This window comes from Thermostichus sp. OS-CIW-26 (genome assembly GCF_054058395.1).
In genome coordinates this window covers 25,366-46,873 of sequence record NZ_JBSSAG010000004.1, presented here as the reverse complement: position 1 = coordinate 46,873, position 21,508 = coordinate 25,366, and the positions used below count along the sequence as shown (strand labels likewise).

Genomic DNA, 21,508 nt, shown 5'->3' with positions numbered 1-21,508 from the left:
AAACTACCCGACTCCGACCGCTAAAGCGGTACGGAGCGGGCTTTCAGTAGCCCTGAGCCTGCTCTGCTCTACCAGAGAACAAAACAGGCCCGAACCTCTAGGCTGGTTTACGGCAGCCCCCAAAAGCGCAATCACATTCGCACCATTCAAATCCGCATCCCCTTCCCATCCACAGTGCCCACACTTAAACTTCTTTCCACTGCGGTAGGATTGCGCAGGATCGGGATGGATGTGTAAACACTTGTGACAGGTCTGCGACGTGTAGGCGGGCGGCACAAGAATCAGAGAAACCCCTGCAGCCCTCGCCTTGTATTCCAGAAACTGGCGTAGCTGGTAGAACGCCCAACTGTTGGCCCTGCGCCGCTCGGCTTTGCTGCGCGGCTGTTGATTGACCCTTTCCCGGATCCCTGTCAAGTCTTCCAGAGCAATAGCGCTGTTTGTCGCCTTTGCCCTAGAGACAATAGCTTTGGAGATGCGATGATTGACCCACGCCTGAAAGCGCCTCTCCTTGCCAGACAGCCGTTGCAACAGTTCTCTGCATCTGCGCCGCGAACTGCGGGTGCCCTTACTGGCTTTGCGTTGGAGTGCCGCCCTCAGCTTGGAGTAGTGGTCTCGGATTCGGTTCAACTGCTGTCCATTCCAGTTATCACCCTCTGACGTATGGGCAATATCTGTCCTTCCCAAATCCACCCCCAGCACTCTATCCGTGCGTTGCGGTGGGGATGGCTCCGCTTCCACACAGATTTGAATGGAGTAGGAACCGTCTTTGCGCTTGACCAGAGTGGCAGATTTGGGATTGGAGCCCGCCAGCCGTTCTCTCTGGTAGCGGCCAATCGCCAGCTCAAAGCGCTCCCGACCCTCCACCGTGGTCAGCGACACCGTCCAGTCTTTCTCGCGAAACGAAAAGATACGAGCGTCGTAGGTAGCGAAGCCTCCTTTGAACGCTTTGACGGGACGGTTTTTCTGTCGGGCAACTTTACGGGCACCGGCCAGCCGTCTGCAGACCTGCTGGGCCAGATTACTGGACAAGCCAAACCGAGCGCGAATCTGGTAATAGCAAAGGGACTGGAGTTTGACTGCGTTGACTACTTTTTCTGGTGTGTTTTGGTTGACCCAGTTCAACGCCTGCACAAAGGCATCCATTGTCGCATCCAACTTTGCGGCTTGCGACTGGGACACCTTGAGCTTGCAGGAAACGGTCAGGACTTGGGTCATGGTTCTATCGTAACTTCCGCATTCCTCCCGGCACTGACCCTACGGGTACAGTGCGGGGCTCCTGCGATTTCTAGCTGAGGGGGATCACGATTGCGTACAATGGGGGCATTCGGGCTTATTTCCCCCAGCAGCGTTCAGATTCAAAAAAGGTTTTTCGAGGTTGATTATGCGGTACCGTCCACTGCTCGCCATCCTGTTGGCGCTTTGTTTGAGCGTCTTTGCTGTTCCGGCTAAGGCTGCCAAGGCGCCGCTGACCTATGACCAGATCCGCAACACCGGCAAGGCCGCCATTTGCCCTTCGGTCTCGGACAACGCCCGGGGCCGTATCGAAGTGCCTAGGGGGGGATCCCTGAAGCTGACGGATGTCTGCTTCCAGCCGGTGCAAATTGAGGTGGAAGAGGAAAAGCGGAACGGCGAGAAAGAGTTCATCAAGGCCAAAAACATCATGATCTCAGCGGCCACTCTGGGGCCGATTAAAGCTGAGGTGACTCCCAAAGACGGTGCGCTGGAGCTCAAAGTGGTGGATGGGATCACCTTTCAGCCGACCACCGGCCAAATGCCCCGCCGCGAGCTGGTGCCGTTTCTGTTTAGCGTGAAAGACTTGGTCGCCACTGCCCAGGGCTCCGCCATTGACCCTTCGACGGATTTTGAAGGGGAGTTCTTGGTGCCCGGCTATCACAGCAGCACCTTCCTCGACCCGCGCGGGCGGGGATCCAACACCGGCTACGACACTGCGGTAGGTCTACAGGCTGCCAAAGATGATTTTGCCACCAACCGCAAGGTGGACGAGGTTTCCCAGGGGAAAATGTCCCTGCGGATCGCTCGCGTGGATCCCAGCACCGGGGAGATGGCGGGATCCTTTGTTAGCATTCAGCCTTCCAGCACCGAGCAAGGGGCGATGGAACCCCACACTGTTCGCGTTCAAGGCTTGTTTTACGCTCGCCTGGCGCAGGAGTCTTGAAGAGGCTTGAGGAAAGCCGAGAAGAGATCCAATTTCGGGCTTGAGATGGGCAGAGATCCCGGCGATCCCTGCCTATTTCTGTTGATACTATGTCTGTCTGGGTTTGCCTGTTGGGGAAGTGTGCAGCGATAAAGTCTGGGCCAGATGCCGCCACAGGTTCATTTGCAGATGGCCGATGCCACTAACCCGCCTTTTATGTTGACTCTGGACCCAAGGGGACTCTCAATCTGGACTCAAGGAAGCCCTTTGTGAGTTCCGCTTCAGCCAGTACCGCCACCAGTGCGGATCCGAGTTCTGCTGCGCTCGCTACCCCAAACTGAGCCTCTTTGCCGCAAGATGAGGTTCAGGGCAAAGAGGGAAGTGATGGCCAACTACGACTGGATTCTGATCGGCGGTGGGATTACCGGGGCAGCCCTAAGCTATGAACTGGCCCGCCAGGGGGGATCCGTTCTCCTCGTGGAGAAAGAAGCGGTGCTGAAGGGGGCAACCCGCTACAGCTACGGGGGCTTGGCCCATTGGGCGGGCAAAACGCCGATGCTCAAAGCTTTGGGGGAAGAAGGGATCCAACGCTACCGCACCCTGTCAGAGGAGTTGGAGGCAGACATTCAATTTCGTGAGCTGGACCTGCTCATGCCCATTGCCCCCGGCTACGATGCAGAGGCCGTTGAGGCGGATCTGGCCGACTGTCGCATCCCACCCCGGCGGATTTCGGTGGCGGCAGCCTGCGAGCTGGAGCCGCTGTTGGATCCGGCCGCTCTGGAAGTAGTCCTCTGGGCTCGGCATGGCCACATCAACCCCTTGTTGACGGCGCTGGCCTTTCAAAAAGCCTTTCAACGATTGGGGGGATCCCTCTTGATCGCAACAGCAACGGCCCTGCGGCGGCAGGGAGCGCGCATCACGGGCGTAGAGTCCGGAGCCGACTGCTACGGAGCAGGCCAGGTGGTGGTGTGCGCCGGCGGCTGGACACGGGCTCTGTTGCGCCAAGCGGGAATCCGGGTGCCCATCTACTACACCCATGCCGAATCCCTGGAGCTGGAGCCCTCGGATTTGCAATTGAAAGCGTTGGTGATGAGCGTGCCCGTGCAACGCTTGGAACTGGAACGACAAGCCGCCCATCCCGATCGGGATCCCCTTTGGGACGAGCCAGGGCACGAGCTTTGCCCGCCGATTCTGGATGCCGGGATCCTGCAATTTGTAGATGGCAGCATTCGCATGGGCCAGATCAGCCGGGTATTGACGGATCCCCATGCCGAGGTGGATGCAGCCGCCAGCGAAGCCCAGATCCGGGCACAAGCCGGTCGCTACCTGCCCAAGTTGGCCCACCTGCCTGGACGGTGGTATCACTGCTTGGTGGCCTTCAGCGCCGATCACCAGCCTCTGGTGGGATCCCTGCCCGGCTGGGAAGGCTTACAACTGTTTTCCGGCTTCAGCAATCCCCTGCCCATCCTGCCCGCTTTGGCCCGTCGCTTCGCCCAACAAGCCTATGGACAAGCGGATGAATGGATCCCTGCTCTGTCGCCGGCGCGGTTTGCCCAGGTTTGGAGTTGATGCCTTGCCTATTCTCGATGACCATCGCCAACAAGTCTGGAATACGGCTATCCCGTCTGCAGCATAATGAAAGCCGGAAGTTCTCTGCGTCGGATCTATGCCCAACAGCTTGCCCAGCTCCGTCGATCTCAGCCAGAAGCGCATTTTGCTCACAGGGGGCAGCGGCTTTTTGGGCAAACATGTGCTGCAACAGTTGCAGGTGCTGGGGGTAAAGCCGGAGCAGGTGCGCATCCCGCGCTCCCGCACCCAGGATCTGCGCCGTTGGGAAGTCTGCCAAGAGGTGGTGCAAGGGCAAGATATCGTCATCCATTTGGCCGCCCACGTGGGTGGCATCGGCCTCAACCAAGCCAAGCCGGCAGAACTCTTCTACGACAACCTCATCATGGGATCCCAGCTCATCCACGCCGCCTACCTGGCCGGGGTGGAGAAGTTTGTCTGCGTGGGCACCATCTGCGCCTATCCCAAGTTCACCCCCGTTCCCTTCAAGGAAGAGGATCTCTGGAACGGCTACCCAGAGGAGACCAACGCCCCCTACGGCATCGCCAAGAAAGCCCTGCTGGTGCAGCTGCAGGCCTACCGGCAGCAGTACGGCTTCAACGGCATCTACCTCCTGCCGGTGAACCTCTACGGCCCCATGGACAACTTCGACCCCGAAAGCTCCCACGTCATCCCAGCCTTGATCCGCAAAGTGCACGAAGCGCAGCAACGGGGCCAAAACTACGTCGAAGTGTGGGGGGATGGCAGCCCCACCCGCGAGTTTTTCTACGCTGAAGATGCGGCCCGCGGCATTGTCATGGCCACCCAGCTTTACGACAGGGCGGATCCCTTGAACCTGGGCACCGGTGAAGAGATCTCCATCCGGGATCTGATTGCCCTCATCTGCGAGCTGATGGAGTTCCGGGGAGAGATCCGCTGGCAAACGGACAAGCCCAACGGCCAACCCCGCCGCTGTCTGGATGTCTCCAAGGCCCGAGAGAGGATGGGTTTTGTGGCCAAAGTCGGCTTGCGGGAAGGGCTGCAGCGCACCATCGACTGGTACCGCCGCCACGCCTGCTCTGGGCAAAGCTAGGCAACCCCTTGGCTCTCCAGCCGGCCATCCTCCATGTGCAGCACCCGATCCGCGATGTCCAGGATGCGGTTGTCGTGGGTCACCATGAGGATGGTGCAGCCCTGCTCCCGCGCCAGCTTCTCCATCAGGGTCACCACCTCGCGGCCCGACTTACTATCTAGGGCTGCCGTGGGCTCGTCCGCCAGCACCAGCTTGGGATGGCTAACCAAGGCGCGGGCAATGGCCACCCGCTGCTTTTGTCCGCCGGAAAGCTGTTCCGGGTAGTAGTGGACGCGATCCCCCAGGCCCACCGCCGCCAGCATTGCTTCCGCTCGCTGCTGGGCTTCCTGAGGAGAGAGGCCGTTGTGCAGCTCCAGGGCCATGCGCACGTTTTGGGCTGCCGTCAGGGATCGCAGCAGGTTATGGGCCTGGAAAATGTACCCGACCTGGCGGCGGATTTGAATGAGAGTACTGGGCTGAGCTCCCCGCAGCTCCTGTCCCAACACCCGCAAGCTGCCCTCCTGCACCGAGCGCAAGGCCCCCAGCAGCGTCAGCAGGGTGGTTTTGCCGGAGCCGGAAGGGCCAGTCAGCAGCACGATCTCCCCTGGCTGCAGGGCAAAGCTAATGTCGAAGAGAATCTGCTTGCGCAGGGATCCCTCGCCGAAATAGTGGTTTACACCTTCGGCTTTCACCACTGGCTCAACGGCATTCTGGGCAGAAGCAAGGGCAGCTTGATCGAGAAGAGGAGTCAGCATAGGAAACTCAAAATCTCAAAACTTTGCGTTGACAACTCATTGACCACTTAGGCCGTCATTTGGAGCGTTGAGATGAGACCATTTAGAAACCTTTGGCCGGAGAGCGTTGATGAGGATCCCAGAAGTTTTTAGACAGCCTAGCTCAAACCCTTCACCATCCATCCGATCCCCTTTGACAGACTATTGCTCAACACCCTAGCGCTTCACCCACAGCCAAAACTCTAGAAAATGTCGGCGGGATCCGCTGCCCGCAGCCGTCGCACGGCAATCGCTCCTGAGATGAAGCACATGCTCACCGCCAGCCCCAGCACCAGCACTGCCCGGTTGAAGGTCATGGCAATAGGCAGCAACGTGGCATTTGCCGTCAAATCGTAGAGCAAAACCGACAGGGCAAAGGCAGGAATGTACCCCAAGCCGGCCAGCAGGAGCGCCTCCTGAAATACCACCCCCAGCAGGTAGGTATCGGTATAGCCCATGGCTTTGAGAGTGGCATATTCTGCCAGGTGATCCGACACATCGGTGTAGAGAATTTGATAGACAATCACAATGCCGACAATAAAGCCCATGCCCACCCCCAGGCCGAAAATAAAGCCGATGGCTGTGCCCTCTTCCCAGTAGGTTTGCTCCATATCGATAAACTCCGCCCGTGAGAGCACCCGCACATCTTCCGGCAGCAAAGCCCGCATCTGCCGCACCAAGGGATCCGGATCCACACCCGGCTGAAGCTGCACCACGCCGATATCCACTAGGCCGCGCCCCCGCTGCGGAAAAATGCGCAGGAAATTGAGGTCGCTGGTGAGGATGGTGCCGTCGGCTCCAAAGGTGGCCCCCATCTCAAACAGGCCCCCCACCTGGACGCGGCGGTTTCCCACCTCAGTAACCACCTCTCGCCCGGACTCAAACCACTCTGGGATGGGGCCAAACTCGCTGCGGGAGCGGCGGTCAAACAGCACCACGTCCGCCTTTTTGATCTCTTCCAGCTTGTCCGGCGTCAGTTCCGGCAAGTCCAACAGATCAGCCGAGGGATCCACTCCTACCACAAAAATGCTGCGGGTACGGCGGGTCTCTGGGTTTTTCCAGAGGGCAAAGCCCACATAGACAGGCGAGATGGCCCGCACCCCCTCAAAGCCCAAAGCCTGATAGAGTCGCCGCTGGGAGAAGGTGTTCATGGCAATCAGGGCGTTGGACTGGGGGCTGACCAGGAAGATCTCTCCCTTCAGGGCCACGTGGAAGCGGATGGCACTTTCCAGCAGACTGTCTTGGAAGCCCAACTGCATGAACATCAAGATGCAAGCAAAGGCGATGCCCGCCAGGGCCACCAGCAGGCGGATCTTCTCCCGCGTCAGTTGCAGCCAGGCCAACGGGATCCGGCGCGCGATAAAAGCCACACTGAACAGGCTGTACATCCCCCCGCTTTACCCCTCGACATCAATGGCCACATTCACCTGCAGGTTGGTCAGGCCAGCCACGCGGGCGCTGCTCTCCGGATCCAGGCGGATATACACTTCCACCACACGGGCATCCACATCGGCAGCTGGGTCGGTGTTGAGCACATCTTTCTTGCCAATCTGCAGGCCCACCCGCTCCACTCGGCCCTGCAGGGTTTCTGGCAGAGCGCGGTTGCTAATGGTGGCCTGCTGGCCTGGCCGAACCCGCAAGATGTCTGTTTCGTAGACCTCGGCCACCACCATCATTTGGTCAGTGTTGCCCAGCTCGAGAATGCCCTCGCCGGCGGGGATGACCTCTCCAGGGCGGGTGTGGATCTTGAGCACCTGTCCAGCACGGGGAGCGCGGATGAGGGTGCGCTCTAGGCGAGCTTCTGCCAGTTCCAGATTGCGGGCCAGGGATCCCAGTTGGACTCGGGCTTGGGCCAAACTCAGCCCCGCCTCGGCAGCTTGGACTTGGGCTTGGGCATTGAGCAGATCCCGCTCACGGGCCAGGCGCAGTTGGCTCAGGGTGGCCTCGGCAGCCCGCAAGTCCTCCTGTCGTTGCCGCACCAGCAGCCGGCGTTGATCCAGCTCTTGTTGCGAGATTGCTCCTTCCTGCCAGAGCTCCTGAAAGCGGGCCAGATTGGCCTCGGCATCGGCCAGTTCTGCCCGGATACGTTCCACCACCGCTTCCTGGGAGCGGATTTGCATCTGTTGCGGCTCGTCCAGACGGCTGAGGCGGGTGCGTGCCTCTTGGATTTGGGCCTGACTGAAACGGGTCTCGGCCTGCAACCGGGCGCGGGCCTCTTGAAGTTGGGCGGCAGCGTACTCTCGCTCCGCCAACCGCTCGGCGTAGCTTTCCAAGCGGGCCAGCACTTGGCCTGCCACCACGCGATCCCCCTCGGCCACCAGCAGCTCTCCCAGCCGTTCTCCGGGGGAACCGGCAATGCGCAGCACTTCCCCCTCCGGCTCCAGGCGACCCAAAGCACCAACTTGCGGAGGCAGCCGCATTTCCACCGTTGCCTCTGCACTTCCCGATACCGACTGTGTGGCTCCCTGTTGGCTCAATCCCAGCCATGCCAGACCGGCACAACCAAGCAGCCCGACTCCTGCCAGCGACCAAAGCGCTCGTGGGTTCATGGCCTTTTACCCGCTGTGGCTTTGCAGACGACAAACGCCGCCTCTTTTTCTTAAATAAGTGTAAAGTTTTTGGGATGAAAATGTCCAGCTGTATTCTGTGTTGCTTGTGCTCACCGTATTTTCACCCCCTGTGGGTTCCCCAAGGTGCCGGCAGATCACGGCAACCGGTGGGGCGCAGCCTACCTAGCTCTGGGGATTCCTGATATGATGTGGCCTGTTCGAACCTGTTTGTAGTCAGCAGAACGCAGTCCTTTTTTTGGAGTGTGGCGGTTTTAGGAGTGGGGTGGAGTTGCGATGGTGGAAACAGTTGGAGGAGGGGATCCCATCCCGCCGTTGCCGGTTCGGTCTCAGCCTCCGCCCCTGCATTTGGATCCCCTAGATCCCTTGCTTTCCACCTATCACTTTGTGGGCATTGGTGGAGTGGGGATGTCGGCCCTGGCCTATATCCTGGCTAAACAAGGGTTTCGCGTTTCCGGATCCGACATTGTCGCCAATGGCCGTACCCGCCGCCTGGAAGCTTTGGGGGTGCGCTTCTTTCAGGGCCACAGCTTGGAGGGGTTGGTCGGGGATCCCCAGGTGGTCTATTCCAGCGCCATTCGCCCCACCAATCCGGAATTGGCTGCTGCCCTGGGCAAAGGATTGACGGTTTGGCACCGGGCAGACTTGTTGGCGGCTCTGTTTAACCGTCGCTCTGGCATTGGGGTGGCCGGCACCCACGGCAAAACCACCACCAGCAGCATGATCGGCTATGTGTTGCTCTCGGCGGGCTGGGATCCCACCTTGATTATCGGCGGGGAAGTGGATGCCTGGGATGGCAATGCCCGTCTGGGCAAGGGGGAGTATTGGGTGGCCGAGGTGGATGAGTCGGATGGATCCCTGGTGCGGCTCTATCCCAAGATTGGGGTGATCACCAACATTGAGCTGGATCACCCCGATCATTATGCCGATTTGGGGCAGGTGATCCGGGCTTTTCAACAGTATGGGCAGCAAAGCCAAACCCTGGTGGCCTGTCTGGACTGTCCCAACGTGGCGGCTCACCTGAGGGTGGATGTGGGCTACAGCCTGACCGGTCATCCCCAAGCCCAGTACCAAGCCCGTCAGATCCTCTACACTGCCAGTTTCACCTGCGCTGAGATTTGGGAAAGGGGATCCCTGCTCGGACAGCTTCGCCTACAGGTGTTGGGATCCCACAACCTCAGCAATGCCCTGGCGGCGGTTGCCGTGGGGCGACAGTTGGGCTTGGAGTTTGCGGTGATTGCCTCAGCTTTGGCGCAATTTCGGGGGGCGCATCGCCGCTTTGAGCACAAGGGGGAAGTGGGTGGAGTCACCTTTATCGACGACTATGCCCATCATCCCAGCGAGATTCGAGCCACCCTGCAGGCAGCACGGCTACAGCAGCGGCGGGTGGTGGCGGTATTTCAGCCCCATCGCCACAGCCGCTTGGCTGCCCTGTTCCAAGATTTTGCCCGCTGCTTTGGGGAGGCGGACGTGGTGGTGATCGTGCCTACGTATGGAGCGGGAGAGCCGGCGCCTGAGGGTTCCGACAGCTTGCGCTTGGCCGTGGCGGTGGCGGAGCACCATCCCCATGTGCGCTATGTGTCGTCTTTGCCGCGATTGCCGGAGGTGTTGCCGTCCGTCCTGCAGCCTGGAGATCTCGCCGTTTTTTTGGGCGCAGGGGACCTAAATCAGCAGATAATCGCTACGATGCGGGCATATGCGGCTCAGGTGAGGGAACAGCCTGGGCAAGCCAAAAATCCAAACTTCAGCTGAAAAGATAGCTGCTTCTGAGGTATTGAATCATGACGACGGCTCCGGTGGTGCCTCAGCGGGACGGTTCCTGTGAGTCTGAGGCGGCAAGTCTTACCGCTGAAGACAGGCTTCTCCCCCGCGGGCCGGCGGCTCTGCTATCTGGACGAATTCAATCGGGGATCCCGTTGGCTCCTCTGACCACCTTTCGCGTGGGCGGCAAAGCGGAGTGGTATTGTGAGCCCCGTAGCCATCTGGAGCTGCAGCAGTGTTTGGCTTGGGCGCGAGCAGAAGGGATCCCCACGACGCTGTTAGGGGCAGGCAGCAATCTGCTCATCAGCGATGCGGGGTTGAAGGGGCTGGTGATCGGTACCCGCCGTCTGCGCGGGATCCAACTGCTGGAAGGGGGGAGAATTTGGGCCGCTGCCGGAGAGCCTTTGGTCAATCTGTCGCGGGCCGCCGCCAGGCAAGGCTGGAGTGGGTTGGAGTGGGCGATTGGGATCCCTGGCACCCTGGGGGGAGCCGTGGTGATGAATGCGGGTGCCCACGGACGCGCCATGGCGGATGTGCTGGTGGAAGTGCAGATTTTGGACGAGGAACAAGAGCCCTGCCGCCTAGAACCTGCCGATCTGCAATTTGGCTATCGCCGCTCTCGCCTACAGGACTCCCCCTGGACGGTGACAGGAGCGACGCTGCAGTTGATCCCAAGCAGGGATCCGTCCCAGGTGCAGTGGGAAACCCAGCGCTACCTCAACCAACGCCTAAGCTCTCAGCCCTACCATTTGCCCAGTTGTGGCAGCGTCTTTCGCAACCCAGAGTCTCACCCTGCCGGCTGGCTCATCGAGCAGGTCGGCTTGAAGGGGTACCGCATCGGTGGGGCCCAAATTTCAGAGCGCCATGCCAACTTCATCCTCAATTGCCATCAGGCGAGTGCCAAGGACATTTACCGCTTGATTCGCTTGGCCCAGGAAAAGGTCTATCAACAATGGTCGGTGCTTTTGGAGCCGGAAGTGCGCATTCTGGGATCCTTTGAGGATTAGAAGAGCATCGGCTGGGCAATTTGGCCTGCTTTCTTTTGATGACTTTGATAATTTCGATGATTCTGCTCTTAAACTGTTCTTACCAGCTTAGATGCTCGTCGATTCTTTCCTATCGGCTTATGAGTCAAGATGTAGCCACTTTACGTCGTTTAATTCGACGGCTCAATCAGTCCCACACCACTGCGGAAGAACGCCGCTATTTGGTGGAGATCGGCAGCTTGGCTGCTTTGCTCACCCCGGAAGAGGCTGCCGCTTTGGCCCAGGATCCCAAGCAACTCACCGCCGAGCAGCACTATCGCATTTGGGACTGGGTGCATCGCTGGGAACGGGAGCACCGCCACGAAGATCTGGACTGGGATCCCTCTCTAGACCGACACAACGACTAGAACTCGAAAGAATCCCGTCCCGCTATCACGAACAAATCCCGGCCAGAGTCTAAGACAAAAGCCATCTCCAAGTCTCATTTTTGAACAGGATCCACACCCCCAAGCCCATGAGAATCCAGGGCACCCAGCGCTCTCCCCGCTCGGCCAAAACCTTGGCTACTTCAGGTTGCATTGTCAGCTAGAAATCGCAGGAGCCCCGCACTGTACCCGTAGGGTCAGTGCCGGGAGGAATGCGGAAGTCACAATAGAACCATGACCCAAGTCCTGACCGTCTCCTGCAAGCTCAAGGTGTCCCAGTCGCAAGCCGCCAAATTGGACGCGACTTTGGAGGCTTTTGGCCAAGCCTTGAACTGGGTCAACCAAAACACACCCGAGAAAGTCGCCAACGCCGTTAAGCTCCAGTCTCTGTGCTACCGCGAAATCCGTGCCCGGTTCGGCTTATCCAGTAACTTGGCTCAGCAGGTCTGCAGGCGGCTGGCCGGCGCCCGTAAAGTTGCCCAACAGAAAAACCGCCCCGTCAAAGCGTTCAAGGGTGGCTTCGCTACCTACGACGCTCGTATCTTTTCGTTTCGCGAGAAAGACTGGTCGGTGTCGCTGACCACGGTGGAGGGTCGGGAGCGCTTTGAGCTGGCGATTGGCCGCTACCAGAGAGAACGGCTGGCGGGCTCCAATCCCAAATCTGCCACTCTGGTCAAGCGCAAAGACGGTTCCTACTCCATTCAAATCTGTGTGGAAGCGGAGCCATCCCCACCGCAACGCACGGATAGAGTGCTAGGCGTGGATTTGGGAAGGACGGATATTGCTCATACATCGGAAGGGGATAACTGGAATGGACAGCAGTTGAACCGAATCCGAGACCACTACTCCCGGTTGAGGGCGGTACTTCAACGCAAAGCCAGTAAGGGCACACGCAGTTCGCGGCGCAGATGCAGAGAACTGTTGCAACGGCTGTCTGGCAAGGAGAGGCGCTTTCAGGCGTGGGTCAATCATCGCATCTCCAAAGCTATTGTCTCTAGGGCAAAAGCTACCAACAGCGCTATCGTCCTGGAAGACCTGACAGGGATCCGGAAAAGAGTCAATCAACAACCCCGCAGCAAAGCCGAGCGGCGCAGGGCCAACAGTTGGGCGTTCTACCAACTACGCCAGTTTCTGGAATACAAGGCGAGGGTTGCAGGGGTTTCTCTGATTCTTGTGCCGCCTGCCTACACGTCGCAGACCTGCCACAAGTGTTTGCACATCCATCCCGATCCTGCGCAATCCTACCGCAGTGGAAAGAAGTTTAAGTGTGGGCACTGTGGATGGGAAGGGGATGCGGATTTGAATGGTGCGAATGTGATTGCGCTTTTGGGGGCTGCCGTAAACCGGCCTAGAGGTCCGGGCCTGTTTTGTTCTCTGGTAGGGCAGAGCAGGCTCAGGGCTACTGAAAGCCCGCTCCGTACTGCTTAGCGGTCGGAGCCGGGTAGTTTACTAAAATGCCACCTTGGAGCTTCTTCCCCATAGGTCTTGCTCTCCAGCGTTACGTCCTCACAATCTTAGCTTCACATTGCTTCATGAAAACCCAAAAACAATGTCTGGCTCTCTACCTGGGAGTGTGGCACGGCCTCTTCTCCAACTATCGACCCACCGCCGGCGGCTGGGAGCTGGGGGGCCAAAAGCGCAGCCTCATCACCTTTGAGGCCTTGGCTCCATCCTCTTCTTCAGGAAGTCCGGCGGCAGGGAGCGCGATCCGCCAAACCAACGCCTACTACCCCCTACAGGGATCCCCCACTCCCGAAAGCTCCCAGAGCTGGGTCTACCAGGATTTCTCGCCGGGATTGCGCTTTTTCCCCGATGGATCTTTTTCCAATGGGCGGCTGCAGCTGGCGCCGTTTAGTGATTTTGCCGTCGAGCAGGGCTTTCTCTGGGGGGATCGCAAGGCGCGGCTGGTGCAACAGTGGGATGCCCAAGGTCGTCTGGTAGAGGTAACCGCGATCCTGGAGCGGCGCGGCCAAGCTTTGGATCCCGTTGCAGACTGTGCACCCCTGAGCAGAGAGCAGCTGAGAGCCTGCCTCCAAGGGAGATGGCGGGGGATCGCCCAGAGCTTTGCGGTTGCCGAGGGCCGGTTTGCCGAAACCGAGGTGGACTGCTCGGGGGCAGAGTGGTTGAGCAACTGGGATCCCTTGCCGGGAGGGCTGTGGATTGGCGGGCCGGATCCCTTGCCCATCCCCACTGCCCAGCGGGATCGCAGCTTTTCGGTGAGCCTGAGCTGGTTTCCGCAGTCGGAAGACTGCCATTGTCTCTTGTGTTTGATCCGGGACTACGATGCCCGCGGTGCTTGGCAGCGGGTTACGCTGATCCGGGCGCAGAAGGATCCTGGTTGAGAAAGGCGCAAACCTGGGCAAACACCGTTTCCCGCTCGCAGTCCAAAGTGAGGATGTGGTCGGAGTGCTCCAGCCAATGCAAGATCTTCTCCTCGGATCCCAGCTCTTGATAGAGCCACATTGCCTGGTCGGGGTCCACCACCATATCTTGGCGGGATTGCAGGATCAGGGTGGGAACCCGGATGCTGGCCACTTCCCCCTTGACCCGCTCGATGAGCTCGAGGGCGCTGCGCACTGCCGACAGATTGAAGCTGCGAAAATAGGCTACCTTTTCCGCCAAAGCGCGGACATCCCCGTCCCGAATGGGCAGATGGAAGCGGGGGACATCCTCCAACAACCACCCCAGGCTGTTCAGGTACTGCTCTGGGCGAAAAAGATAGTACCAGTGGTGGCGAATGGCGAAAAACGGCGCCAGCAGCACCAATTTGTAAACAGGATGGGCAAAAGCCAGGTGCAAAGCCAGCAGACAGCCGGTGGAAAAGCCCACCAAGGAAACGCGCGGGTACTCCTGCCGCAAAGCCAGGTAATGCTCCAAAGCCCGCCCGTACCACTCCGTCCAGCGGGAAGGGGGCATGTGGGCAGACCGGCGGCCGTGTAAGCGATGCGGAGCACTGTCATGGCCGGGATAGTTAAATCCCTGCACTGTCAGGCCAGCCGCCAACAGCCGCTCTGCCAGCCATTGCAACTCGTAAACACCGCCCCCCAATCCATGTAGCAGCAGACAGGCGTGTTCCCCTGCTCCTCGCCACAAAAAGGGTTCGTTACTCAACATAAAACATAAAAAAATAAAACTCCGTTCCACTTCGCGACGGGATCCCTTGCTAGCCCAAGGTGATATCCAGCAACATCATCACCACAAACCCACTGATGACCCCAAAGGTGCCCTCCCGCTCCAACCCCTGCCGGTGCGACTCAGGGATGATCTCATCGGAAATGACAAACAACATCGCCCCCGCCGCAAAAGCCATGCCCCAGGGTAGTAGGGGCTGCGCCAGAGAGACCACCGTTGCTCCCAGGATCCCGCCGATGGGCTCCACCAGCCCGGTCACCAGGGCGATGCCAAAAGCGAACAGCCGCGAGTACCCCTGGCCCACCAGTGACAAAGCCACCACCAGCCCTTCTGGCATGTTCTGCAAGCCGATCCCCAACGCCAACGCCAACCCATCGCCGACTTGGCCGGTAGCGAAACCCACTCCCACCGCCAGTCCTTCCGGGAAATTGTGCAGGGCGATGGCAATGATGAACAGCCAAATCCGTTTCAAATGGGCGCGGTTCTCCCCTTCCACCCCTTTGAAAAAGTGCTCGTGAGGAAAGAGGCGGTGGGCACTCTCCAGGAAGATCGCCCCCAACAACAGGCCTGCCACCATCACCACAGCCGCCCCAAATGGGGAATACCCCAGCGCTATGGCTGCCTCGGTGCCCGGCACCAGCAGGGAAAAAGAGGTGGCCGCCAACATCACCCCACCCCCAAACCCCAGCAGGATCCCTTGCGCCCTTTCCGAGAGCGAGGGGAGAAACAGAGCGGGCAAGGCCCCTAACCCGGTTGCCAACCCGGCGATCAAGCTGGCCAGGGATCCCATCCCAATTGGATGCACAAGCCAATCTCCACAAAGGCCGAATGCTTCTCAATTCTCCTCCCTTTCCAACGTTGTGTGAACATTGCTGGCTCGAGCGGCATAGGCGAGGTTCTGAAAGTTGGCTTGGAGCGCCAGATTTTGTGCTTACAAGCAAGGTACCTAAGAGCAAGTCTGAAGGAGCTATTCCCTAGTTGGAGTTTGCCAGCTAAGCCAAGGTTTATTACAATAATTGTAAATTGCCTCGGCACAGAAGCGTCCTGAACAGCAATTGGACTGGAGTACACTGCAGCAAGACAGGTCGATAAAAACTAAAGTCAAGTCCGATAGTGACGAGGAGTGAGAGAGCGATGAAGAAAAAAGAAAAAAGCAGTTACAACTCTCTCTTGTGGCCTTGAGTCTAGGAGCGGCCTGTCTGGGGCTGACCGGCTGCGGTGACGGCGGAAGCGGTGGGACGACAGTGCCTACACCTACACCGACTCCAACTCCGACACCTACACCGACACTCACACCGACCCCAACTCCAACACCCACCCCAACCCCGACACCTACGCCTACACCGGGTGCCCCGACTTTTACCAAGGCATTTAGCCCCACCTCGGTAGCTGCCGGCCCTAATGCCACAACAACTCTGACCTACACGATCACCAACACAGCCGCTCTGCCGCTGACTGGTCTAGCTTTTTCCGATCCCCTGCCTGCCGGCTTGATCGTTGCCACTCCCAACAACCTCAACAACGGCTGTGGCGGGACGCTGGCAGCTGCACCAGGAGCAACTTCCATCTTGCTGGTCAACGGCTCATTGGCAGCCAACGCTAGCTGCACCATCAGCCTGGATCTTCAGGTTACAGCCACGACAGCGGGATCCCTGACCAGCCCCGCGGTAACCCTGAGCAGCAACCAAGCGCCTAATGCCACCGCTGCGGCTATCAACCTAACGGTAACGGTGCCAGCTCCCACCTTTACCATGGCCTTTTCTCCCAACCCGCTTGGCCCAATCGGCCCAGCTCCCGTTACCGGGAATGGAACTCTGACGTTTACAATAACCAACAACGCAGCCATTCCATTGACGGGCTTGGCCTTTAACCACACCTTGCCGGGAGCGCCGTCTTCTGGTTTGCAAGTTGCCGCTGCGGGGATTTTTACACCTTCGTGCGGCTCCCCCACTCTCACAGCCTCGGTGGGTGGGAACACCATTCAATTCACCGGAGGACAAGTGGCTGTCGGCGCAACCTGCACAGTGACCATCCCTGTAAAAACAGCGGTAGCTTTGACACCAGCCGGTACCTATACTTACCCCAACTCCCCGGTGACGTTGAACAGCACTCAGGCTGCCCCTGTTACAGCGGGGCCAGTAACCTGGACAGTTGTAGTGAATTAGTCCTTCAAAAGCAGCTCGGCAATTTGAAGAGCGTTGAGGGCCGCACCTTTGCGGATCTGATCCCCGCACAGCCACAGCTCTAGAGCCTTGGGCTCAGAGATGTCTTGGCGGATGCGGCCCACCGCCACTTCATCCCTGCCGGCCAAGTCGATGGGCATGGGAAAGCGGTTCTGCTGCCAATCTTCAATGAGCACCACCCCAGGGGCCTGGGCCAGGATTTGCCGGGCTTTTTCCACAGGGAAGGGCTGTTCAAACTCTAGATTGAGGGCCTCGGCGTGGGTACGCAGCACCGGCACCCGCACACAGGTAGCTGTCAGCCGCAGGTTGGGGGATCCCATAATCTTGCGGGATTCGTTGACCATTTTCATCTCTTCCTGGCAGTAGCCGTTCTCTTGCAGGGGGCTGTTGTGGAGGAAGAGGTTGAAGGCAATAGGGTAAGGGAACACCTGGGGCTGCAACGGCTGCCCCTGGAGGTAGGCGCGGGTTTGTTCTTGAAGTTCCTGCATGGCTCTGGCCCCAGCCCCACTGGCCGATTGATAGGTAGCGGCCACCACGCGGCGCAGGGGGATGTGGCGATGCAGGGGGTAGATGGCCACGCACATTAGGATGGTGGTGCAGTTGGGATTGGCAATGATCCCTTGGTGACGGAAGGCTTCCTGGGGGTTGACCTCCGGCACCACCAGCGGAACATTGGGATCCAGGCGAAAGGCGCTGGAGTTGTCCACCATCACCGCCCCCGCATCCACAATGGTTTTGGCCCAGGCTTTGGAAACACTTGCTCCGGCAGAGGCCAGCACCAGATCCAGGCCCCGGAAGGCCGCTTCTGAAACCGGCTCAACCGGGATCCGCTCCCCCTTGAAGGTCAAATAAGTGCCCGCTGAACGGGGCGAGGCCAAAAGCTTGAGGTCGGCTACAGGAAAGTGGCGCTCTTCCAATAGCGTCAGCAGCTCCGTCCCTACTGCTCCTGTGGCCCCCAAGATGGCTACCCGTTGTTGCCGTGCCATGCTTTCTTGTCCTTAGGTTTTCCTAATTCTAGGGTTCCAGAGGTGGCTGTAATCGAGGCCAAAGCAGCCTGCACCTCTGCCAGCTCGACTTGATCGGTCAGCTCGGCCTGGCCGATGCGGCGGGGCAGAACGAAGCGAATCCGCCCCTGTTTGACTTTCTTGTCGGCCTGCATTGCCTGCAACACCGTCTCCCAAGGGATCCCGGCCGGCCACCGGCTGGGCAGTCCTGCTTTCTCGATCAGGCGTCGTTGCCGTTCGGCTTCAGCGGCGCTCCACCAACCCAGGCGGCGGGCGATCTCCCCGGCAGCTACCATGCCGATGGCGACAGCTTCTCCGTGCAGATAGCGGCGGTAGCCGGTGGCAGCTTCTAGGGCATGGCCGAGGGTGTGGCCGTAGTTGAGGATGGCCCGCAGGCCCGCTTCTTTCTCGTCCTGCTGCACCACCCAGGCTTTGCACTCGGCAGAGCGCCGCAACAGATAGTGCAGATCGTCAGGGGCAAAGTCGGTGTAGCGGCTCAGTTGGGGTCGATCTTCCAAAAACTCAAACACATCGGCAGCCTGAATCACGCCGTATTTGATCACCTCCGCTAGGGCTGAGGTAAACTCCCGCTGGGGCAGAGTCTGCAATAGCGTTGGATCAATCCACACCAGGCGCGGCTGATAAAACGCCCCAATGAGGTTTTTCCCGCCAGGATGGTTGACGCCGGTCTTGCCACCAATGGCCGCATCCACCATGGCCAAAAGTGAGGTGGGCACCTGCACAAAAGGGATCCCGCGCAGCCAGGTGGCGGCTGCAAACCCCACTATGTCGCCAATGACCCCCCCTCCTAGAGCCACCAAGGTGGAGGAGCGCTCCAGGCCAAAGGCTAGGGCGGCGTCGTAGATCTTGGCCACCGAGCGCAGGGTTTTGTAGCGTTCGCCGGCAGGCAATAGGCAGAGGTGGGCGGCAAACCCCGCTTGTTGCAGCCCCTGCAGCAACTTCTCGGCAAAGTGTTTGGCAATGCCGGGATGGCTCACCACCAGAGCCCTGCCGGAAAGCCCTCTAGCTCGCATTTGGGATCCCAGCTGGATGAGGCTGTGGCCAGGGGGGCCTTCGGCAGACTGGAGGAGAATATCGTAGGAGCTGTGGGGAAGCTTGACAGGGATCAGATAGGGATCCATGCGTGTCGGTGCTGAGGGGGTGGGATCCAGTGTGGCATGTTCTGCTCCCGTCGGCGTGCTGCAGGCACTGTCCTTGGGAGTTTGAAAGCCCAGGGGATCCTGCTAGGGGTTGGGGTCAACCGGCTGCGGTTGGGGAGTGAGGGTTTCCAATTCCGGCAGAGCCATTCCCGCCGGGGAGCATGACCCTAGTCAATAATAAGCTCAACTATACTGAAAATAATGTATAATATGTTCAGTACGGATTACTACCAGTTGATCTTTCTGTTTACTTTCGAGTCTGCCAACATGGTAGCCAAAGCAAAGCAGAAAATTGGTAGTAAGACGACACGGAAACTGCGCTTTGGGTATTCTACTCAAAGCTTTGCGGGATACCGCCATTCTGTTTGGAAACAAACAGAATGCTATCGCTGCATAGTTGAACAGTGATGTTCAGCAGTGTTCAGCGTAAATGTATCAGGCCGAGTCTTCCTGGGCCAAGTCCTGCAGGGCGGCTTGGGCCGGCTGAAATTGCGGATCCAGCTCCAGACAGCGCTGCAAGCTGGCTTGGGCGGCTGCTCGCTGGCCGGCCCGCAGTTGAATCAGCCCCAGGGTATGCCAAAAGGCGGGCCGCTGCGGATCCAGGTGCGTGGCCTGTTGGGCGTCTGCCAGGGCAGGTTCCAGCTTCCCCAATTTCAAGGCTTCCCAGGCGCGGTTGTTGAGGGCCACAGCATCTTCTGGGGTGAGCTGCAAAACCCGCGAGTAGGCTTGCACAGCTTGTTCGGGATCCCTCAGCTCGCTGTAGATCAACCCCAGGGCAAACCAGCCCCAGGGATCCCGTTCGTTGAGGCGGAGCATCTGCTGGCAGGCGGCACGGGCTTCTTCCAGCCGGCCCAGACGCCGCAGGCTGGTGATCTGGCCAAACCAGCAGGCAGAACTGCCGGGACGCTGCTGCACCAAGCGCTGGAAATGCCGTAGGCTGGCCTCATATTGCCCCAGCTCCTGCTGAGCTACCGCCAAGGCATAGCGGGCTGGAAAGTGCTCCGGCTTGATCTTGAGGGCTTCCTCGAAGTGGATACAGGCTTCTTTCAGGTAGCCCAATTTCTGGAAGGCCACACCGCGGGCGTACCAGCTTTTGTAGTTGTCGGCATCGTAGCGCAGAGCGCGTTCTAGGGCCTTGCTGGCCAGCCGATACTGCCCCAAGCGCAGCAGGGCCACCCCCAAGTTGTGCAGGGTGATGGGATCCCGGCGACGCAGCCGCAGCGAGCGCTTGTAACACTCGACAGCCGAGCGCAGCCGGTGGCAGTGGAAGAGGGCATTGCCTTGGTAGCGCCAAACCCGCGCACTTCTGGGGTTGAGCTTCAAAACCCGCGCAAAACTAGCCGCTGCCGAGCTGGGCCGCCGCAGCCGTCGCAACACGATCCCACGGGCCAGCCAGGTGCGGGGCTGTTTGGGGTTGTAGCGCAGCGCCTTGTTCAGGCTGTTCAGGGCCAGCTTAGACCGCTTCAGTTGCAGCAGGCGGATGCCGCGGTTATGCCAGGCCAGAGCATCTTCCGGGTTGCTCTCCAGCACCTTGTCGTAGTTGACCACCGCCGACTTGTATTGCCCCAGGCGCCCCAGAATCAGGGCCAGGCGCAGCCGGGTTTCTTCGTCGTAGGGGTTGATGCTCAGGGATCCGTTGTAGCTGTCCACCGCCTCGCGGTAGCGGGCCAGCTGCACCAGCACATCCCCACGGCGGCTCCAAGCCAGGGCGAAGTTGGGATCCATGTTCAGAGCCCGGTCGTAGGCGGCCAGGGCTTCCGTCAGGTTGCCGCGGCGACGCCAGTCTTCCCCCCGCTCGAATTGGATGTCGGCACTGTTCCACTGAAACAGCCGCTGAATGAACTGCAAAATGGCGATCTGACGCGCTCCTTCTTCTGGCGTGGCGGAGGGGGTTTCGCCTGTGGCAATGCGCAGGATGGCCATCTGGATGGCCCGCAAAAAGGCCTGAAATCCCCGCACCTCTTCATCTTCCAGGGACTCTTTCCCCTCACGGCGGCGGTATTGCAGCCGGAACCGCTGCAGATCCCCGGGGGCAGGGAAGCTGGGATCCAAAAAGTGCATTAGCTCCAAGGCGCGGTACTCAAACAGCACCGGATCCTCTTCTGAGCCGGTAAAATCCAGCAGGGGCGCCTCTTCCAGGGGGCGGGGTAGCTCGGTGGGGGTGTGCAGCAGCGTCAGCAGGCGCTGGTTTTGTCGTGCCGGGGCATGGGGAAACCCGCTGTACAGCTCATCCCTTGGCCAGGGATCGGCAACAAACTCTGGAGAGGCCACCACTCCCACCCAGCGGCATTGTTCGATGGCCAGTTGCAGCTCCAGCTTGCGGTTATCCCCCGGCTGCAGCATCCAGCGGTCAAACCAGACTTTGAAACCCTCGCGATCCAGCCGCTCCGCCAGTTGACGCGCCCACCGGGCTTGCTCTCGGTGGTAGCGCAAGAAAAGGTCGAACTTGTAATGCTCTGAAGACATGAACGCCCGCTCGCTGCTCTTCTCCAGCTTATCTTTGCGTTATCGCTGCGCGATGCTTTCACAAACGCAAACGCATTTGCTCCCCATCGGGTCTGGGGCAAGGAGCAAACCTGATGCTAGGCAACGCTTCCGCTCGATTGGTTCTGAATGGCGATGATGACCGGACAGCGATAGGCGATAGTTGGTGCAGGGCTTGAAAGGAGCATGCCTCTAACCCCCAAAACCCTGAACTTTGCTGAATTTACTGAGCTTTAGGCGGTTTGGCAAAAGTCATTGAGA

At 59.4% G+C, this 21,508-nt stretch carries 19 protein-coding genes; 9 read left to right on the top strand and 10 right to left on the bottom strand.

Annotated features, from left to right (window positions below; translation table 11 throughout):
* Positions 1 to 3: 3 nt before the first annotated feature.
* Positions 4 to 1,215, bottom strand: a complete 1,212-nt coding sequence (locus ACVW0C_RS03045) for an RNA-guided endonuclease InsQ/TnpB family protein (RefSeq protein WP_457384305.1) — start codon at positions 1,213 to 1,215, stop codon at positions 4 to 6.
* Positions 1,216 to 1,381: 166 nt separating this feature from the next.
* On the opposite strand from ACVW0C_RS03045, the gene ACVW0C_RS03040 reads away from it, so the two are divergent.
* The 3 genes from ACVW0C_RS03040 to ACVW0C_RS03030 all read left to right on the top strand — a co-directional run bounded on the left by ACVW0C_RS03040 (position 1,382) and on the right by ACVW0C_RS03030 (position 4,793).
* Positions 1,382 to 2,176, top strand: coding sequence for a photosystem II manganese-stabilizing polypeptide (locus ACVW0C_RS03040; protein WP_414342666.1), 795 nt, complete (start codon positions 1,382 to 1,384; stop codon positions 2,174 to 2,176).
* A 363-nt stretch (positions 2,177 to 2,539) separates the two neighbouring features.
* Entirely contained in the window at positions 2,540 to 3,724 is a 1,185-nt protein-coding gene (locus ACVW0C_RS03035; protein WP_457384304.1) for an NAD(P)/FAD-dependent oxidoreductase, read from the top strand.
* Positions 3,725 to 3,821: 97 nt separating this feature from the next.
* On the top strand, positions 3,822 to 4,793 hold the full coding sequence (locus ACVW0C_RS03030; protein ID WP_457384303.1) for a GDP-L-fucose synthase family protein: 972 nt from the start codon (positions 3,822 to 3,824) through the stop codon (positions 4,791 to 4,793).
* On the opposite strand, the gene ACVW0C_RS03025 is transcribed toward ACVW0C_RS03030, so the two are convergent.
* The 3 genes from ACVW0C_RS03025 to ACVW0C_RS03015 all read right to left on the bottom strand — a co-directional run bounded on the left by ACVW0C_RS03025 (position 4,790) and on the right by ACVW0C_RS03015 (position 8,094).
* Positions 4,790 to 5,527: a DevA family ABC transporter ATP-binding protein gene (locus ACVW0C_RS03025; RefSeq protein WP_414383324.1), complete on the bottom strand. Its 738-nt coding sequence runs from the start codon at positions 5,525 to 5,527 to the stop codon at positions 4,790 to 4,792. The genes ACVW0C_RS03030 and ACVW0C_RS03025 overlap by 4 nt on opposite strands.
* Positions 5,528 to 5,748: 221 nt before the next feature.
* Complete coding sequence (gene devC, locus ACVW0C_RS03020; RefSeq protein ID WP_457384302.1) at positions 5,749 to 6,933, bottom strand: ABC transporter permease DevC; 1,185 nt, start codon at positions 6,931 to 6,933, stop codon at positions 5,749 to 5,751.
* A gap of 9 nt (positions 6,934 to 6,942) precedes the next feature.
* Positions 6,943 to 8,094, bottom strand: a complete 1,152-nt coding sequence (locus tag ACVW0C_RS03015) for an ABC exporter membrane fusion protein (protein WP_457384301.1) — start codon at positions 8,092 to 8,094, stop codon at positions 6,943 to 6,945.
* A 294-nt stretch (positions 8,095 to 8,388) separates the two neighbouring features.
* Between ACVW0C_RS03015 and murC the strand changes: the two genes are divergently transcribed.
* The 3 genes from murC (at position 8,389) to ACVW0C_RS03000 (ending at position 11,266) form a co-directional block, all read left to right on the top strand.
* Positions 8,389 to 9,864, top strand: a complete 1,476-nt coding sequence (gene murC, locus ACVW0C_RS03010; RefSeq protein WP_457384300.1) for a UDP-N-acetylmuramate--L-alanine ligase — start codon at positions 8,389 to 8,391, stop codon at positions 9,862 to 9,864.
* Positions 9,865 to 9,893: 29 nt separating this feature from the next.
* Positions 9,894 to 10,880 carry a UDP-N-acetylmuramate dehydrogenase gene (gene murB / locus ACVW0C_RS03005; RefSeq protein ID WP_011433172.1) on the top strand — a complete coding sequence of 329 codons (987 nt, stop codon included), beginning with the start codon at positions 9,894 to 9,896 and terminating at the stop codon, positions 10,878 to 10,880.
* Positions 10,881 to 10,999: 119 nt separating this feature from the next.
* On the top strand, positions 11,000 to 11,266 hold the full coding sequence (locus ACVW0C_RS03000; RefSeq protein ID WP_041436475.1) for a hypothetical protein: 267 nt from the start codon (positions 11,000 to 11,002) through the stop codon (positions 11,264 to 11,266).
* A gap of 49 nt (positions 11,267 to 11,315) precedes the next feature.
* Here the strand turns inward: ACVW0C_RS03000 and ACVW0C_RS02995 are convergent, their stop codons facing one another.
* Positions 11,316 to 11,438, bottom strand: coding sequence for a hypothetical protein (locus ACVW0C_RS02995; protein ID WP_457384299.1), 123 nt, complete (start codon positions 11,436 to 11,438; stop codon positions 11,316 to 11,318).
* A gap of 80 nt (positions 11,439 to 11,518) precedes the next feature.
* Here ACVW0C_RS02995 and ACVW0C_RS02990 point away from each other — a divergent pair, with 80 nt between their 5' ends.
* Complete coding sequence (locus ACVW0C_RS02990) at positions 11,519 to 12,712, top strand: RNA-guided endonuclease InsQ/TnpB family protein (protein WP_457384298.1); 1,194 nt, start codon at positions 11,519 to 11,521, stop codon at positions 12,710 to 12,712.
* Between the two features lie 104 nt (positions 12,713 to 12,816).
* Positions 12,817 to 13,626 (top strand): DUF3598 family protein, encoded by an 810-nt coding sequence (locus ACVW0C_RS02985; protein WP_457384297.1) that lies wholly within the window; start codon positions 12,817 to 12,819, stop codon positions 13,624 to 13,626.
* On the opposite strand, the gene ACVW0C_RS02980 is transcribed toward ACVW0C_RS02985, so the two are convergent.
* Complete coding sequence (locus ACVW0C_RS02980; RefSeq protein ID WP_457384296.1) at positions 13,592 to 14,398, bottom strand: alpha/beta hydrolase; 807 nt, start codon at positions 14,396 to 14,398, stop codon at positions 13,592 to 13,594. The two genes, ACVW0C_RS02985 and ACVW0C_RS02980, sit on opposite strands and share 35 nt — an antisense overlap.
* Positions 14,399 to 14,447: 49 nt before the next feature.
* Positions 14,448 to 15,221: a ZIP family metal transporter gene (locus ACVW0C_RS02975; RefSeq protein ID WP_457384295.1), complete on the bottom strand. Its 774-nt coding sequence runs from the start codon at positions 15,219 to 15,221 to the stop codon at positions 14,448 to 14,450.
* A 367-nt stretch (positions 15,222 to 15,588) separates the two neighbouring features.
* On the opposite strand from ACVW0C_RS02975, the gene ACVW0C_RS02970 reads away from it, so the two are divergent.
* Complete coding sequence (locus ACVW0C_RS02970) at positions 15,589 to 16,581, top strand: DUF7933 domain-containing protein (protein ID WP_457384294.1); 993 nt, start codon at positions 15,589 to 15,591, stop codon at positions 16,579 to 16,581.
* On the opposite strand, the gene ACVW0C_RS02965 is transcribed toward ACVW0C_RS02970, so the two are convergent.
* The 3 genes from ACVW0C_RS02965 to ACVW0C_RS02955 form a co-directional block, all read right to left on the bottom strand.
* Complete coding sequence (locus tag ACVW0C_RS02965) at positions 16,578 to 17,585, bottom strand: aspartate-semialdehyde dehydrogenase (protein WP_457384293.1); 1,008 nt, start codon at positions 17,583 to 17,585, stop codon at positions 16,578 to 16,580. The genes ACVW0C_RS02970 and ACVW0C_RS02965 overlap by 4 nt on opposite strands.
* Positions 17,564 to 18,745: a 3-dehydroquinate synthase gene (gene aroB / locus ACVW0C_RS02960; protein ID WP_457384292.1), complete on the bottom strand. Its 1,182-nt coding sequence runs from the start codon at positions 18,743 to 18,745 to the stop codon at positions 17,564 to 17,566. The genes ACVW0C_RS02965 and aroB overlap by 22 nt, the downstream gene beginning before the upstream one ends.
* A gap of 453 nt (positions 18,746 to 19,198) precedes the next feature.
* Positions 19,199 to 21,229 carry a tetratricopeptide repeat protein gene (locus ACVW0C_RS02955; RefSeq protein ID WP_457384291.1) on the bottom strand — a complete coding sequence of 677 codons (2,031 nt, stop codon included), beginning with the start codon at positions 21,227 to 21,229 and terminating at the stop codon, positions 19,199 to 19,201.
* Positions 21,230 to 21,508: the final 279 nt, after the last annotated feature.